The 15,228-nt window shown below is 50.1% G+C and carries 15 protein-coding genes and 1 pseudogene; all 16 read right to left on the bottom strand.

Annotated features, from left to right (window positions below; translation table 11 throughout):
• Nucleotides 1–22: 22 nt before the first annotated feature.
• On the bottom strand, nt 23–250 hold the full coding sequence (locus BM241_RS03835; protein WP_025746448.1) for a KH domain-containing protein: 228 nt from the start codon (nt 248–250) through the stop codon (nt 23–25).
• An 80-nt stretch (nt 251–330) separates the two neighbouring features.
• On the bottom strand, nt 331–573 hold the full coding sequence (gene rpsP / locus BM241_RS03830) for a 30S ribosomal protein S16 (RefSeq protein WP_025746447.1): 243 nt from the start codon (nt 571–573) through the stop codon (nt 331–333).
• Nucleotides 574–733: 160 nt separating this feature from the next.
• Nucleotides 734–2,071: a signal recognition particle protein gene (gene ffh, locus BM241_RS03825; protein WP_025746446.1), complete on the bottom strand. Its 1,338-nt coding sequence runs from the start codon at nt 2,069–2,071 to the stop codon at nt 734–736.
• Nucleotides 2,061–2,459 (bottom strand): putative DNA-binding protein, encoded by a 399-nt coding sequence (locus BM241_RS03820; RefSeq protein ID WP_092282062.1) that lies wholly within the window; start codon nt 2,457–2,459, stop codon nt 2,061–2,063. Before BM241_RS03820 ends, ffh begins: the two co-directional genes overlap by 11 nt.
• Nucleotides 2,460–2,696: 237 nt before the next feature.
• A complete protein-coding gene (gene ftsY / locus BM241_RS03815) occupies nt 2,697–3,614 on the bottom strand; it encodes a signal recognition particle-docking protein FtsY (protein WP_025746444.1) in 918 nt (305 codons plus the stop codon).
• A 39-nt stretch (nt 3,615–3,653) separates the two neighbouring features.
• Nucleotides 3,654–7,220 (bottom strand): chromosome segregation protein SMC, encoded by a 3,567-nt coding sequence (gene smc / locus BM241_RS03810; protein ID WP_092282061.1) that lies wholly within the window; start codon nt 7,218–7,220, stop codon nt 3,654–3,656.
• A gap of 14 nt (nt 7,221–7,234) precedes the next feature.
• On the bottom strand, nt 7,235–7,939 hold the full coding sequence (gene rnc / locus BM241_RS03805; RefSeq protein WP_025746442.1) for a ribonuclease III: 705 nt from the start codon (nt 7,937–7,939) through the stop codon (nt 7,235–7,237).
• A 139-nt stretch (nt 7,940–8,078) separates the two neighbouring features.
• Nucleotides 8,079–9,317 carry a beta-ketoacyl-ACP synthase II gene (fabF, locus tag BM241_RS03800; RefSeq protein WP_092282060.1) on the bottom strand — a complete coding sequence of 413 codons (1,239 nt, stop codon included), beginning with the start codon at nt 9,315–9,317 and terminating at the stop codon, nt 8,079–8,081.
• Nucleotides 9,318–9,535: 218 nt separating this feature from the next.
• On the bottom strand, nt 9,536–9,769 hold the full coding sequence (acpP, locus tag BM241_RS03795) for an acyl carrier protein (protein ID WP_025746440.1): 234 nt from the start codon (nt 9,767–9,769) through the stop codon (nt 9,536–9,538).
• Between the two features lie 5 nt (nt 9,770–9,774).
• Nucleotides 9,775–9,927 carry a hypothetical protein gene (locus BM241_RS12365; RefSeq protein WP_177206082.1) on the bottom strand — a complete coding sequence of 51 codons (153 nt, stop codon included), beginning with the start codon at nt 9,925–9,927 and terminating at the stop codon, nt 9,775–9,777.
• 1 nt (nt 9,928) lies between these two features.
• Nucleotides 9,929–10,672: a 3-oxoacyl-[acyl-carrier-protein] reductase gene (gene fabG / locus BM241_RS03790; RefSeq protein WP_025746439.1), complete on the bottom strand. Its 744-nt coding sequence runs from the start codon at nt 10,670–10,672 to the stop codon at nt 9,929–9,931.
• Nucleotides 10,672–11,622 carry an ACP S-malonyltransferase gene (gene fabD / locus BM241_RS03785; RefSeq protein WP_025746438.1) on the bottom strand — a complete coding sequence of 317 codons (951 nt, stop codon included), beginning with the start codon at nt 11,620–11,622 and terminating at the stop codon, nt 10,672–10,674. The genes fabG and fabD overlap by 1 nt, the downstream gene beginning before the upstream one ends.
• A 200-nt stretch (nt 11,623–11,822) precedes the next feature.
• The gene (locus BM241_RS03780; RefSeq protein ID WP_092282059.1) at nt 11,823–12,818 is read right to left on the bottom strand and encodes a beta-ketoacyl-ACP synthase III; all 996 of its coding nucleotides are present in this window, start codon (nt 12,816–12,818) and stop codon (nt 11,823–11,825) included.
• A 1-nt stretch (nt 12,819) separates the two neighbouring features.
• Nucleotides 12,820–13,821 carry a phosphate acyltransferase PlsX gene (plsX, locus tag BM241_RS03775; protein WP_025746436.1) on the bottom strand — a complete coding sequence of 334 codons (1,002 nt, stop codon included), beginning with the start codon at nt 13,819–13,821 and terminating at the stop codon, nt 12,820–12,822.
• A 23-nt stretch (nt 13,822–13,844) separates the two neighbouring features.
• Nucleotides 13,845–14,414, bottom strand: coding sequence for a transcription factor FapR (fapR, locus tag BM241_RS03770; protein WP_025746435.1), 570 nt, complete (start codon nt 14,412–14,414; stop codon nt 13,845–13,847).
• Between the two features lie 377 nt (nt 14,415–14,791).
• Nucleotides 14,792–15,058 (bottom strand): annotated as a pseudogene (locus BM241_RS12745) (transposase); the annotation flags it as partial.
• Nucleotides 15,059–15,228 lie beyond the last annotated feature (170 nt).

The following is a 15,228-nucleotide window of genomic DNA, read 5'->3' as shown; positions in this document are numbered from 1 at the left end:
ACCTCCTGCCCAAAGCGGGCAATTATATGATCTCAACTATGACTTTCTTTCCCTCTTTCACAGCAGCGGCCTTCACAATCGTGCGAATGGCTTTGGCAATACGCCCCTGCTTGCCAATCACCTTGCCCATATCCTCAGGAGCAACCTTCAGCTCGATGATTATCGATTGCTCACCGCGCACCTCGTTTACGCTCACCTGATCAGGATTATCCACCAGAGATTGAGCGATAAACTTTACCAGTTCTCCCATCTTGCAAGCACCTCCATAATATTTTCATATATTGTTATGTGTTATGTCCAATGGGCTCTTGTTATAGCCTATGGCGTAGCTTATAGTACACCACATTTCTTTAGAAGTGCTCTTACTGTATCGGTGGGCTGGGCACCTTTCTTCAACCAGGCCTGCGCTTTTTCCACATCGATCTTGACCTCTTCCGGGTCAGAGAGCGGGTTGTAATATCCAATCTCTTCTATGAACTTGCCATCCCGCGGCGATCTGGAATCGGCCACCACCACGCGATAATGGGGCGTTTTCTTGGCACCCATTCTCTTGAGCCTTATCTTTACTGCCACGATCTCACCTCCATTTCCTGCAACCTAGAGTTCTATTTTGTCACCAGCCACCCTGTCTTGCAGGCAGCTGAATGCTCTCGATTATAACGGAAAACTCCTTCAAATGCTCAAGATCTCCCATAACAGTTCACACGCAAAAGCACACACGCAGCTTACCATATCATAGAAACGGGAACCTGAACCTTCCTCGCTTCACGGCCTTCTCTATGCTGGACACCTGCTTCATCATCTTCCTGAACTGTTCGAAGGATTTGAGCAACCTGTTCACATCCTGGATGGTGGTACCGCTGCCCATGGCAATACGCCTCTTGCGGCTGGCGTTAATGATAGACGGATTACGCCTCTCTTCAGGGGTCATGGACTGGATTATGGCTTCGGCCTTGACCAGCTCCTTTTCGTTCAGCGCACCGGCAGCTGACAGCTTTTGCACGTCAACCCCTGGCAGCATCCCTATGATATCGCTCAGAGACCCCATCTTTTTAAGCTGTTGAAGCTGATCCAGAAAGTCCTCAAGGGTGAACTGCTGCTCCCTGAGCTTTCGCTCAAGCTCTTGAGCCTTTTTCTCATCGATGGATGCCTGGGCCTTCTCTATCAGGGTGAGTATATCCCCCATTCCGAGAATGCGCGACGCCATACGATCAGGATGGAAAGGCTCCAGGTCCTCCAGCTTTTCACCGGTTCCGATGAATTTGATGGGCTTGCCTGTAACGGCCTTTATGGACAGAGCGGCACCGCCACGGGTATCTCCATCCAGCTTGGTCAGTATGACCCCATCCAGACCCAGCCTCTCATCAAAGCTTTTGGCCACATTTACAGCATCCTGTCCCGTCATGGCATCGGCCACAAGGAGTATTTCATGGGGCTTAACCTGAGACTTGAGCCTTGAGAGCTCCTCCATGAGCTCTTCATTTATGTGAAGCCTTCCTGCAGTGTCTATTATTACGATGTCCCTCTGTTCCTTTTTGGCAAACTCCAGTGCCTCACTGGCAATCTGTACCGGGTCCTTCTGGCCACGCTCAAATACCGGCACACCAACCTTTTGGCCCACTACTTGCAGCTGCTTGATGGCCGCAGGCCGATATATATCGCAGGCCACCAGCAGGGGATTTTTCCCCTGTTTTTTGAAATAACCCGCCAGCTTGCCGGCCGTTGTGGTCTTGCCCGATCCCTGCAGTCCCACCATCATTATCACGGTGGGAGGATTGGGCGCCATATTGACCTTGCTTTGGGTGCCACCCATCAATGCAGTCAGCTCTTCGTTTACTATCTTTATGACCTGCTGCCCCGGAGTTAAGCTTTGCATTATCTCCTGGCCAACAGCCCTTTCGGTAATCTTCTTCACAAGGTCCTTTACCACAACAAAGTTTACATCGGCCTCAAGAAGCGCCAACCTTACCTCGCGCATGGCCTCCTTAACGTCTTTTTCGCTCAACTTCCCCTTGCCTGTCAGCTTCTTTAACGCCGCCTGCAGCTTTCCCGTCAGCCCCTCAAACGCCATGTTCTAACCTCCCAATCCATGTATCACCCAGATCCATCAGCCTTTGCCTGATGTTCATCAGCCTTTGCTTTATCTCGCCAGGCGACTCTGCAAAGCTCTCATCCGGCAGCTTGCATATGCACTCCAGCTCCTGTATAACGCCATTTATCCCGTCCTCAAACGCCGTCCATCGCCTGTAATAGTTTAATTTTTTATCGAGCGCGTACAGCGCCTGCTCTCCTCTTTTAATCAGGTCATAGACGCCCTGCCTGCTTATATTATGCATTTCAGCAATCTCGGCCAGAGAGAGGTCATAATTGTAATAGAGGTCAAGCACATCCCTCTGCCTGGGAGTCAACAGCCCTCCGTAAATATCCAGAAGCAGGGCTACTTCGGCTAGTTTTTCCATATATCCACCCGCTGTAAAGTATTTTTGCTTTACAGCGAAATATTATACCCTAATTTACTTCGTAAAACAAGTACTTTTTAGCATGATCATGTTAAATTCTAAGTAGTATGGTGGTATAACGGTATATATACAACACCTGCTTGGATGAAAATGCCGGATGTACCGCCAGCTCACCATACGCTGATAAAGGTGAATTACATGTTTCTAAGAAAGCATTAAAAGCACAGGAGACCCTGTCTATGCCTCGTCAAATAGAGCCTCCACAAAGGCTTGAGCATCAAAGCGCTGCAGGTCGTCCAGCCCTTCACCCACGCCTATGAACCTTATGGGGATACCCAGTTCAGACTTGATGGCTATTATGATGCCGCCCTTTGCCGTCCCATCCAGCTTGGTGAGTATGATCCCCGTCACGTCCACCTTCTCTTTGAACATCTTGGCCTGGGAGACGGCGTTTTGGCCGGTGGTGGCATCCAACACCAGAAATACCTCCTTGTGGGCCTCGGGGTACTCCCGGTCAATGATCCTGTTTATCTTCTCAAGCTCGTTCATGAGGTTCTTCTTGGTGTGCAGCCTTCCTGCAGTATCGCATATCAGCACATCAATGCCCCTGGATTTTGCAGCCTGTACGGCGTCAAATACCACGGCAGCAGCATCGGAACCTTCGGTATGGCGCACGAGCTGGCAGCCCACACGGTTTGCCCAGATTTCAAGCTGCTCGATGGCAGCAGCACGGAAGGTATCTCCCGCTGCCATGAGCACCCTCTTGCCCTGTTTTTGATACATATGAGCCAGCTTGCCAATGGTAGTGGTCTTACCCACCCCATTGACGCCCACTACCAGGAAAACCGCGGGATAGCTCGGATCGAACTCCTCCTGATCGCCCAGTATTGCTATAATTTCCTCCTTTAAGATATCCCGTACTCTCTGGGCCTCCCTTATCCTTTCGGCTTTGACGCGCTCTCGAATCTTCTCCATCAGCTTTGTGGTGGTGCTCACGCCCACGTCCGCCAGTATGAGCAGCTCTTCCAGTTCATCAAACAGTTCATCGTCCACCTCGTTGTGGTATTTAAACAGCTGGTCCATCTTCTCGGTTATGTTCTTTCGAGTCTTGCTCAGCCCATCTTTTAACCTGCTAAAAAAACCTTTCCTCTCCATAACGCCAACTCCCCTTTTGATATCTTGTGCAGTAAAGCATCAACTGGCTTTATCAAGCCGCACAGAAACCAGCTTGGACACCCCTTTTTCCTCCATGGCTATGCCATACAGGGCATCGGCCACTTCCATGGTAAGCCTCCTGTGAGTAATTATGATGAACTGGGTATCGCGGGAAAACTCCTTTATAAACCGCCCCAGGTTGACCAGATTGGCTTCATCCAAAGCGGTTTCAATCTCATCCAGCACGCAAAACGGTGTGGGCTTTCGCTTCAATATGGCAAAAAGTATGGCAATGGCCGTCAATGCCTTTTCTCCACCCGACAGCAGCGACAGGCTCTGCAGCTTTTTGCCGGGAGGCTGAGCTATGATGTCTATACCGCACCCGAGGACATCCGCTTGGTCCTCCAGTACCAGCTCGGCCACCCCTCCTCCAAACAGCTGTGAAAACACCTGCTGGAATTGCTGATTGATCAGCTCAAACTCTTCACGGAACTTCTGTTCCATCACCCTGGTTACGTCCTGTATGATATTGTTCAGGTTGCGCTTTGCCTCGACCAAATCGCACTTCTGCGATTCCAGAAACTCATACCTCTCTTTTATGCGCTTGTATTCATCGATAGCGCTTACATTTACCTGGCCAAGGGACTGTATATTTTCCTTAATATTTTGAATCTCCTGGTTTATATTATTCAGTTTAAGGTCTTTATCCAGATAGGCAAGGGCACCGCTATAAGTGATGCCGTATTCATCCCATATGTTGTTTTGAAGGTTTTCCAGCTCTGCCTCCAGCCTGGACCGCTGCACCTCAAACCGGTGCTTTTTATCCACTATTTCCTCAACAACGCCAGAAAGCTGTTTTATATCGCCCTGCAGGCCTTCCATTCGCTTGGAGCGCTCTTCCTTTTCGCTTTCTCTCTGCTTCAACACATCGCTTAACCGTTCTATGTCCTCTTTGAGGCGCACAAGCGCTGCCGAATGCCCCTGCATTTCTTCCTGGCATCGCACCATCTGCTGCCGGTTGTTCTCCATCAACTCCCGCTTTTTTGCAATGCTCTCTTTCCTGTGGGATACATCGGCTTCAAGCTGCTTTATACGCTGCCTTAAGTTTTCCGCATTAAGTTCAAGCGCGGTTAAATCAAGCCGCGTATCGGCAATGCGCTTTTCAAGGTCCTCCTTATCCTTCATAAGCCCCTTCAGGCTGGATTCCATAGCCTCGATGACGGTGCGAACATCAGCGCTCTGACTTTCCAGCCGCTCAATCTCTTTCAGCCTGTCCTCAATGAAGGCCTGAACACGCTTTAACTCCTCCTCCAGCCCCTTGCGCTCCTCTTGCAGATGCGATATCTCCTGCTCCAGCTTCAAGGCCTCGGCGGTTGCATGCTGTAGCCTCTCTTTTTCCGCGGTTTTTGCCAGCTCCAGCCGATGAACCTCTTTATCCAGCTGGCCCAGCTGCTTCTCCAGCTCAGCATACTGCTGCTCGAGCATACCCAGCCTGCTTTGCCCATCAACTATGCTGGCTTCTTCCCGCTCAATCGCCTCCTTGAGCTCGGCGATCTCCCTCTTTCGGCTCAATAAGCCGGTACTCCTGGTACCGCTGCTTCCCCCGGTTATGGATCCGCCGGGATGTATTATATCCCCCTCGAGCGTCACTATCCTGAAGGAATAGGAATACTTTCTGGCCATGGAGATGGCCTGAGCCAGCGTTTCGGTGACCACCACCCTGCCCAGGAGATTCTCAACCACCCTCGAGTATTTGGGGTCAAACTTCACCAGCTGTGAGGCTATGCCTATGCATCCATCAAGCTCAAGGGCTGCCCTTTCATGCTCGTTCAAACTTCTGGGCTGAATAGAGGTCAGCGGCAGGAATGTGGCGCGGCCATAGCCATTTCTTCGCAAAAACTCTATTATGTACCGGGCATCCTCTTCGGTCTCGGTCACTATGTGCTGAAGGCTGCTTCCCAGCGCCGTTTCAATGGCCAGCTCATACTCCTCGGGTACTTCTATAAGGTCGGCCACTACCCCGCACAGCCGTTCAGCCAGAGCCTTATCCTGCCTGCATGCCTCAAAGATCTTTCGTACGCTCCTGCTGAATCCTTCATGGGCCTGGTCCATGTCCTTCAGCAGGTGAAATCTGGATTTCATACCTTCCAGATTTTGCTTTCGTATCTGAAGAAGGTTACGTTGTTCAGCAATATCGGCCTTCATCTCATTTATGAGCCCTTTCGCTTCTTCCCTGCGCTGCAGCACATCATGGCTCTTTGATATGATGGCGTCAAGCCTTTCCCTAATCCGCCTTTGGTTTTCCATCAGCGCGTCTTTCTGCTGCAGTTTGAAACGTATCAGTTGCTCCGCGCTGTTATACCTCTCCTCCAGATTTTCCTTCAGGGTGCGGTACCTGGTGACGCTGTTCTTGCACTCTGCCAGCCTGTCCAGCACTTGCGCAACATCGCCGCGTCGAGCATCCAGCTGCTGCTGTTTTGAGAGCAGCTCTTCCTGAAGATGCGTCAACTCTGAAGTCAACCTCTCAAGATAGCGCTTTTTCTCCTCAACCGACCTTTCCAGATCTGCAAGCTGCTTAATGCAGGCATCCTTCTCGCAAGCGCTGCGGGTTATATAGAGGCTTTGTTGCTCTATCTCGGCCTGAAGCCTCTCGTTGTCCTTCTCATGCTGGCCTATCCTCTCCTCCAGCAACCGAATATGGCTTTTGACCTTTTCAACCTCCTGAATAAGGGCATACCGCTGGTCCACCAGCTGCTCTATCTCTTTTTGCGCCCTTTCCATTTCTTGCTGCAGCATCAGCCTTTCCTTCTCCGCCTGCTCCAGCCGCTGCCTGTGAGAGGCCATGTCGTTATCCAGCAGCTGAATCTGGGTATCAACTTCGTTTATCCTGGCCATATACCTGTCATATTGGTGGATGAACCTGTTGATCTCCAGAAACTTGAGCCGTTCCCGCAGTTTCAAATACTGTTGCGCCACCCGGCTCTGGGCTTCCAGAGGCTCCAACTGCTGGCGCAGCTCGGCAAGTATGTCTTCTATGCGAACTATGTTTTCCTCCGTCTTCTCAAGCTTCCTTTGTGCCTCTTCCTTGCGCAGCTTGTACTTCATTATGCCGGCAGCTTCTTCGAAAATGCCGCGCCGGTTTTCGGCGTGCATGCTGAGGATCTCCTCAACCCTGCCCTGGCCTATTATGGAATATCCCTCTTTGCCTATGCCGGTATCCACAAACAGTTCAACTATATCTTTTAAACGGCATGGCGTGCGATTTATATAATACTCGCTTTCGCCCGAACGGAAAACCCGGCGGGTTATCGACACCTCAGAGTACTCGGTGGGCAACGCGCCATCCGAATTGTCCAGTACAAGAGTCACCTCCGCAAACCCCAGGGGCTTTCTGGTCTGGGACCCCGAAAATATGACGTCCTCCATCTTGCCACCGCGCAAGGATTTGGCGCTTTGCTCGCCTAGAACCCAGCGTATGGCATCGGCTATGTTGCTCTTCCCGCTGCCATTTGGACCCACGATGGCAGTTATGCCTTTATCAAATTCTATGCACACCCTGTCGGCAAAGGATTTAAACCCATATATTTCTAAACGTTTCAGGTACAAAACCTCACACCTCTTTACTTTCCCATGTCTTCCAAGGCTTTTTGGGCAGCGTGCTGCTCGGCTTCCTTCTTGCTCCTGCCTATACCTTCTCCCAGCAGCTTATCGCCATGATACACCCTCGCAATGAATATCTTCTGGTGGTCAGGACCTAAATCTCCCACAATCCTGTACTCGATGGCCTCATCGGATTGACTCTGCAGAATCTCCTGCAGGTCGGTCTTGTAGTCCCTGAGCCCCTTACCGCTTAAGACATCTGAAACAAACCCTGATAGGCTTTTCAGCACAAATTCCCTGGCGCGCTCCAATCCTCCGTCCAAAAAAATCGCGGCTATGGTGGACTCAAAAGCGTCTGCCAGTATGGAAGCCCTGTCTCGTCCTCCTGTGTGCTCTTCTCCCCTTCCAAGCAGCAGTTGCTGCCCCAAACCAATGCGCCTGGCGGCTTCAGCCAAGCACACCTCCGACACCACAAATGCCTTTATCTTTGTCAGGCTGCCTTCTGGAAGATCAGGAAAATTCTTGTACAGATACTCGCTTATCACCAAGCTCAATACCGAATCGCCTAGGAACTCGAGCCTTTCGTTATGCTGCATTCCCCCTCCTCGCTCATTGGCATACGAGCTGTGGGTCAATGCAGTATTGAGCAGCTCTATATTTTCAAATCTATATCCCAGGACACTCTCAAACTCCCGCAACTGGCGTTCCCTGTTCTCGGATAACATACCCTTCTCCTCTCAATGTCAAATAAAAACCAGCCGGTTCCTATGCTAGATTATATTGTCAGTGCAGAGTTTGTCAAGCAAAAAAATAGAGCCAGAAGGCTCTATTCTATGGGTGAATGGAAATCTATTTTAGCTTGAGCTATCCTCGATATCTCTTCATCAAGATGCAGGCGTTGTGCCCGCCAAAGCCAAATGAATTGGACATGGCGTACTCGATCTCCCAGGGCCGTCCATGGTTTGGGACATAGTCCAAATCGCAATCGGGATCAGGATTGGTATAGTTGATGGTTGGCGGAACAAACTGCTCTACGATAGATTTTACCAGTGCCACGGCTTCCACACCGCCCGCTGCTCCCAGAAGATGGCCGGTCATGGATTTGGTGGAGCTTACCGCCAGCCTGTAAGCATGCCGGCCAAACACCCGCTTTATGGCCATGGTCTCAAACTTGTCGTTGTAAGGCGTTGAAGTACCATGGGCGTTTATATAGCTCACTTCTTCCGGTGATACACCGGCACTATCCAGCGCCAGCTTCATAGCCCTGGCAGCTCCTTCGCCTTCCGGCGCCGGTGCCGTTATATGGTATGCATCATCGGTAGAGCCGTATCCCACCACCTCAGCCAAAACCTTGGCTCCCCTTTTCAATGCGTGCTCCAGGCTCTCCAAAATCAGTATACCTGCGCCCTCGCCCATCACAAACCCGTCTCTATCCCTGTCAAAGGGACGACAGGCAGCCTTTGGATCGTCATTTCTGGTGGACAGCGCCTTCATCGAACAGAAACCAGCCAAAGCAATTTTGGTAATAGGAGCTTCGCTTCCTCCTGTGATCACAACATCGGCCTGACCATGGCGTATGGCATTAAAGGCTTCGCCAATGGCATGTGTCCCCGAAGCACATGCGGTTACCACCGTGCAGTTAATGCCCTTGGCTCCCACCATGATTGCCAGCTGGCCAGCCGCCATATTGGCTATCATCATAGGCACCAGGAACGGGCTTATTCTACCCGGCCCTTTTTGCATCAGCACCCCGAACTGTTCTTCCAGGGTCTGAATGCCCCCAATGCCGGTACCCAGTATAATCCCAAACCGCTCCTTATTGATTTTATCTAAATTGAGCTGAGCATCCTGGATGGCCATAAAAGCGGCCGCCACCGCAAACTGGGTAAATCTATCCATACGCTTAGCTTCTTTTTTATCCATATAATCTTCCGGCTTAAAGCCCTTTACAGTGGCAGCTATCTGCGTCGGAAACTCGCTCACATCAAATTCCGTGATTCTGTCAACGCCGCTCTGTCCATTGCAAAGAGCCGTCCAGAAATCCTCAACCGTATTGCCAACCGGGGAAATAACTCCCAAACCGGTTACTACAACCCTGTTCACACACACACCTCCTGAAATCTCGCAAAAGTCAAATTGGTCTATTAATTAAAAGCTTTGGCTCATATCCCTTTACAAGAAATTAAGTTGGCTCCAAACTTGAATGCTTTCGATAACCCATCACATAATTCCAAGGATGTTTATTATAAAAATAATGAGTCCAGATGAGGCTTCAGATATTAAATTGGGGTTCCCCACAAAGAGGGGAACCCTCTTAATTGTTACTCTTTTGAATGAGCCTTGATGTACTCCACCACATCCCCCACCGTGGAGATCTTTTCGGCATCCTCGTCAGGAATCTCCATATCAAACTCTTCTTCCAGAGCCATGATGAGCTCTACGATGTCCAGAGAATCGGCCCCGAGGTCATCGATAAACTTGGAGTCCAAAGTGACCTCCTCAGCATCAACTCCCAGCTGCTCTACAATTATGTCCCTTACCTTTTCAAAAATCATCCTTTTCACCTCCCTTCAATGCTTGAACTTTGTACCACTTTTACAGCATCCACAGCTATAACCACTGGCAGTTCAATCTGTGCTTTTACCAATTGTTTACTGCAGGCAATGACATCACTCGAACCATTCATGCTATGATTGCTTTTAATACCAATCATATTACATTATCATTCCACCGTCAACATGTATTACCTGCCCCGTAATATACTGACTCTTATCGGATGCCAAAAACCCTACCACATAGGCCACATCCATGGGATCGCCGTATCTTCCCAAAGGTATTTGCTTGAGCATCTCCTGCCTTATAGACTCCGGCAGCGCGGCGGTCATATCGGTTTCTATAAACCCTGGTGCCACGACGTTTACCTGTATGTTGCGCGGCGCCAGCTCCCGCGCTATTGCCTTTGAAAAGCCTATAACTCCTGCTTTGGCCGCAGCATAATTGGACTGCCCTGCATTACCCGCCACGCCCACCACAGAGGATATGTTTATTATCTTGCCCCTTCGCTTTTTTATCATAATCTTGGCCGCGGCTTTGGAGCAATTGTACACCCCTTTCAGGTTGGTATCCAGCACGGCATCCCAGTCCTCCTGTTTCATCCTGATGAGCAGCGCATCGCGGGTGATCCCGGCATTGTTGACCAGTATATGCAAATCCCCGAACTCATTCAGCACCTTCTCAAACATAGCCTCTACTTCCTGTAGATTTGACACATCGGCCTTCACCGCAATAGCCCTGCCACCTTTCTCTTTTATAGCCTCAACCACTTCAATTGCGCGCTGCTCGGAGCTTGAATAGTTGACAGCCACCTGTGCCCCCAGCTCAGCCAGGTATACGGCAATCGCCCTGCCTATGCCCCGTGAAGCTCCGGTTACAAGGGCCGTTCTGCCTTCTAGCTCCATCACATCGTCCCTCCCAGTTCTTTTAAGGTGCTCTCAAGCGACTTTAAGTCCTCCACATTGTATCCCTTTACCTTTACCTCGCTGGATATCTTTTTCAAAAAGCCGGTGAGAACTTTACCTGGCCCTACCTCAACGAACACCTCAATCCCTTGCTTTATCATGTACCGGATGCTGTCCTCCCACCGTACAGGGCTGCTGACCTGCTGCACCAGTAGCTTCCGTATATGCGCCGCATCCCGCACAGGAAGGGCCTCTACATTGGACACCACCGGAATCTCTGGGTCTTTGATGTGTATCTTGTCAAGCTCTTTTTCTAGGGCTTCCCCTGCCGGCTTGAGCAGTGAGCAATGGAATGGCGCGCTGACCGCTAACGGTACCGTTCGCTTTGCGCCCATCTCCTTGGCTATGGCACAGGCCTTCTCCACGGCAGCTACGTGTCCTGATATCACGATCTGGCCAGGGCAATTATAGTTTGCCGGCTCCACAACCCCCGCATCCGAAGCAAGCCTGCAACACTCCTCCACCTTTTCACGCTCAAGGCCCAGCACGGCAGCCATCATTCCTTGACCCAAGGGAACCGCCTGCTGCATGAACTGTCCTCTCTTCATGACCAATGGGAGCGCGTCTTCAAAGGATATCGAATTTGCCGCCACCAAAGCTGCGTATTCGCCCAGGCTCAGCCCGGCAACCATATCAGGATAAATGCCGTGTTTTTCAAGTACCATCATGGCAGCCACGCTCACCAGGAGTATTGCCGGCTGGGTATTCTCTGTCTTCTTGAGTTCGTCTTCGGGGCCTTCGAAGCATATGCTGGTAATATTCCTGCCCAGTATCTCATCGGCCTTTTCAAACAGTTCCTTGACCTCATGGTAGTTGTCATACAGCTCCCTGCCCATGCCCACATACTGGGCTCCCTGACCTGGGAATACAAAGGCAATTTTATTTTTCATATGAAACCTCCTCTTTCTTATATGCCGCAATCTTCATGTTAACTATTTATGTATTAACGCCCATTAAAATCTCAACTACAGATTTTCTCAACCATTTTTATCAACTGCTTTGCATCCTTTGCCGTAGCTTCCACCGCTATAGACCTGTTAAAAAAACACGGCAACTTGGCCAACTCAATTCAGAACAGTTCCACGGGGCTTTAGACCGCCCATCTCATGGCACACGCAGCCCAGGTAAGGCCGCCGCCAAAACCTACCATGACTATGTTGTCGCCCTTTTTAATAAGCCCCGATCGTACCGCCTCATCCAGCGCCACAGGTATGGAAGCCGCCGACATGTTGCCGTAACGGTCCAGGTTGACGTATACCTTATCCTCATGAAGCTCGAGCCGCTTTCTCGCCGCCTCTATAATCCTTATATTGGCCTGGTGGGGAATCAAGAAATCCACTTCTTCTTTGGTGAGGCCGGCTCTCTTTACAGCCTCTTCAGCCATGGAGGCCATAATGCGCACGGCAAACTTGAAAACCTCGCTCCCCTCCATGTGGATGTAATGCAGCTGCTTTTCGACAGTCTCAAAAGAAGCCGGCCGCCTTGAACCTCCCGCCTCCAGCATGAGAAGGCTGGCACCGGTACCATCGGCCCCCAGAATCTGTGAGAGAAAGCCATAGCCCTCCTCCACTCGGCTTACTATAACCGCTCCTGCACCATCGCCGAAAAGGACGCAGGTGTTGCGGTCCTTCCAGTTGACGAACTTGCTCAAGCATTCGGCGCCGATCACCATCACATTGCGGCAAAGCCCGGTGGCTATGAACTGGTTGGCCACAACTATTCCGTATAAAAAGCCCGAACATGCAGCTTCCAGGTCAAAAGCCGAAGCATTCACTGCGCCTATATTTTTTTGAACCAGGCAGGCAGTTGATGGGAAATGCATGTCAGGGGTGACGGTTGCAACTATGATCATGTCGATATCCTGCGCTGTGAGGCGTGCGCTCTCGAGCGCCCTCTGCGCAGCTATGGTAGCCAGGTCAGATGTGGCAGTATCCTTATCGGCAATGCGCCTCTCCCGAATACCGGTCCTGGTTACAATCCATTCATCAGAGGTGTCAACTATCTTTTCCAGGTCATGATTAGTTATGACCTTTTCTGGCACATAACTTCCAGTGGCGATTATGCCGCCATGAAATAACTTTGCCATACTAGACCTCCTCAGACGATCTCACGTAATCGGTAATGGTCTCCAGCACGTTGTTTTGAATGAACAGCATGGCCTGGCGCACCGCATTCTTAATTGCCCTTGCATCCGAGCTGCCATGAGCCTTTATAATCCCGCCTTTTACACCCAGAAGAGGAGCACCGCCATGCTCGGCATAATCCATCCTTTTTTTGATCCTCTTAAACCCGGGTTTGAGCAGCAGAGCCCCCATCTTTGTCACGGCGTTTTTTGTGAGCTCTTCCTTCAGCATTTGAAACAGGCCCAAGGCCACGCCTTCGGTAAGCTTCAATATGACGTTGCCCACAAACCCGTCGCATACCAGGACATCCACCACGCCTTCCAGCATATCCCTCGGTTCGACATTGCCAACAAAATTGATTGACTTCTCGGCCTTAAGCAGCCTATAAGCCTCTTTGGTCAGCTCATTGCCCTTGGTTTCCTCCTGCCCTATGTTGACCAGCCCTACCGTGGGATTTTTATAGCCCATCACCTTTTCCATATATATGGAACCCATCACGGCGAACTGTACGAGGTTTTGAGGCTTGCACTCGGCATTGGCCCCCGCATCTATGAGCAGTGTGCTTCCCTTCAAATTGGGTATCATTGGCGCAAGGGCAGGCCGATCAATCCCTTTTATCCTGCCAACTTTAAGGAGCCCACCGGCCATCAAAGCCCCCGTGTTCCCGGCCGACACAAACACGGCTTTGGGGTCCTGTTTGAGCAGCTCAAGTCCCTTTACCATTGACGAATCCTTCTTCGCCCTTATAGCGGCCACCGGAGCATCATCGGCCTCGACGACTTCCGGGGCATGAACCACTGTAAATTTACCTTCCGGCGCATTCCGCTTTTTTAATTCCCCCCATACGACATCCTCTTTTCCCACAAGGGTGAGAGAAATACCGTATTCACGCGCCGCATCGATACACCCCTGTACAATCTCGCCCGGAGCGTTGTCTCCCCCCATGGCATCCACGATTATGTTCATAATATAAACCCTCCTGTAAACTCCTATTGATCATCATCTATTGAAACCAGTATAAATTTCCCTCTGAAGGCTTCTTGATGGTTTACCTTTGTCTTTACCCACACGAAATACTTGTTACCTCTGCGCCTTACCACTTCCGCTTTGGCAACCAGCTTATCGCCCAGGTAAACCGGCGTCTTATACTTTATGTTGGCTACGCCTATCAAAGCCACTTTGGCATCAATCACCGCAATGGCCAGGGACTCAGCCTGGGCATAGATGTAATGCCCTCGCACTATCTTGGTCTTTTGAAATACCATATCCTCAGTCGGGGTTAATATTGAAATGCCGCTTTTGCCCAGCTCCAGTTCAATCAGCTCTCCCACGATCTCCTGACCGCCGATGGCGCGAATCTTTTCGTAATTCCGCTCTGCAACGCTTTTGATCCTCTCACGAAGCTCGGGAATCCCCAACTCAAGCCTATCTAGACGAATGGTCTGTACGCTTACGTGAAAGATATCGCTAAGCTCCTCGTCAGTTAAAAAGGGATCAGCCTTAAGGCGCTCCATCAGCGCCCTTTGCCTGGCCTTTTTAGGGAGGTTCAACCGCGCCATCTATAAATCACCTCAAAGTATATTTTGGGTTCATTAGCTAATATTAATACCAGGTACTAAAAGTAGTATACAAAAATTTTTGGTAGAATGCAATAGTTTTTTGATACGAGTGTTATTTTCTAAATTGCAATATTAAATGCAACACTTTTTAAGAAAAAGTATGATATAGATATCCAAATTTTTACTCTTATACGAACTATAAAACCTTACATTGTCAAGGGAACGGTGGAGATTTTCGAGTGTAAGCGAGAAAATACTACCCGACCTTGACAACCTACGCAAATAATATAATTGTCCCTAGGCCTTTTGGCATGCCTGGCCAAAAGGCCTTAACTATACACTATCATTTACATTCTTCTCTTTAAATATCTGCTGTATTAGCTTGCCTGGACATACTGTTCCTCTAGCACTTTGCCTTTTCCCTCGCATATCTTCAATAGCTCCTTGTAAAAACATTCCTCTGCTGTACTATAGTTCAGTACCTTCCTGGGATATTGGTTCATCCATCTTTCTACCTCCTTCACCTCTGATAACGGTACATCTTTTATCGCTTTGCCTTTGGGAATAAAACGCCTTATAATCCCGTTTTGCCTTTCATTGCTTGTTCTTTCCCACGATGAGTAAGGATGGACAAAATATGCTTCGCCCTTTTGACTTCTCCCCGCCCTGGAAGGGGCGAGGATTCTTGACAGCTCCGAATTTCAGGCCGTCTTCCCTACTGGGTGGATATTCCACTCAATAGGGCAACACAGGTGTGGTGTGTACCTCACACCTGTGGGGCAAGCCAATAGCCCTACTACCAGGCTTAAAGAGC

It is taken from the genome of Caldicoprobacter faecalis, assembly GCF_900115765.1.
Lineage (GTDB): Bacteria > Bacillota > Clostridia > Caldicoprobacterales > Caldicoprobacteraceae > Caldicoprobacter > Caldicoprobacter oshimai.
The sequence above is the reverse complement of the archived record's forward strand: the minus strand, read 5'-3'. Positions and strand labels throughout refer to the sequence as shown.

What these genes read in the sequence shown, in the direction of transcription:
- BM241_RS03835 (WP_025746448.1), bottom strand. Translation starts at nt 250, where the DNA reads ATGGGAGAACTGGTAAAGTTTATCGCTCAATCTCTGGTGGATAATCCT.
- ffh (WP_025746446.1), bottom strand. Translation starts at nt 2,071, where the DNA reads ATGGCGTTTGAGGGGCTGACGGGAAAGCTGCAGGCGGCGTTAAAGAAG.
- BM241_RS03820 (WP_092282062.1), bottom strand. Translation starts at nt 2,459, where the DNA reads ATGGAAAAACTAGCCGAAGTAGCCCTGCTTCTGGATATTTACGGAGGG.
- ftsY (WP_025746444.1), bottom strand. Translation starts at nt 3,614, where the DNA reads ATGGAGAGGAAAGGTTTTTTTAGCAGGTTAAAAGATGGGCTGAGCAAG.
- rnc (WP_025746442.1), bottom strand. Translation starts at nt 7,939, where the DNA reads ATGTTATCCGAGAACAGGGAACGCCAGTTGCGGGAGTTTGAGAGTGTC.
- acpP (WP_025746440.1), bottom strand. Translation starts at nt 9,769, where the DNA reads ATGATTTTTGAAAAGGTAAGGGACATAATTGTAGAGCAGCTGGGAGTT.
- BM241_RS12365 (WP_177206082.1), bottom strand. Translation starts at nt 9,927, where the DNA reads ATGATTGGTATTAAAAGCAATCATAGCATGAATGGTTCGAGTGATGTC.
- fabG (WP_025746439.1), bottom strand. Translation starts at nt 10,672, where the DNA reads ATGGAGCTAGAAGGCAGAACGGCCCTTGTAACCGGAGCTTCACGGGGC.
- fabD (WP_025746438.1), bottom strand. Translation starts at nt 11,622, where the DNA reads ATGAAAAATAAAATTGCCTTTGTATTCCCAGGTCAGGGAGCCCAGTAT.
- BM241_RS03780 (WP_092282059.1), bottom strand. Translation starts at nt 12,818, where the DNA reads ATGGCAAAGTTATTTCATGGCGGCATAATCGCCACTGGAAGTTATGTG.
- plsX (WP_025746436.1), bottom strand. Translation starts at nt 13,821, where the DNA reads ATGAACATAATCGTGGATGCCATGGGGGGAGACAACGCTCCGGGCGAG.
- fapR (WP_025746435.1), bottom strand. Translation starts at nt 14,414, where the DNA reads ATGGCGCGGTTGAACCTCCCTAAAAAGGCCAGGCAAAGGGCGCTGATG.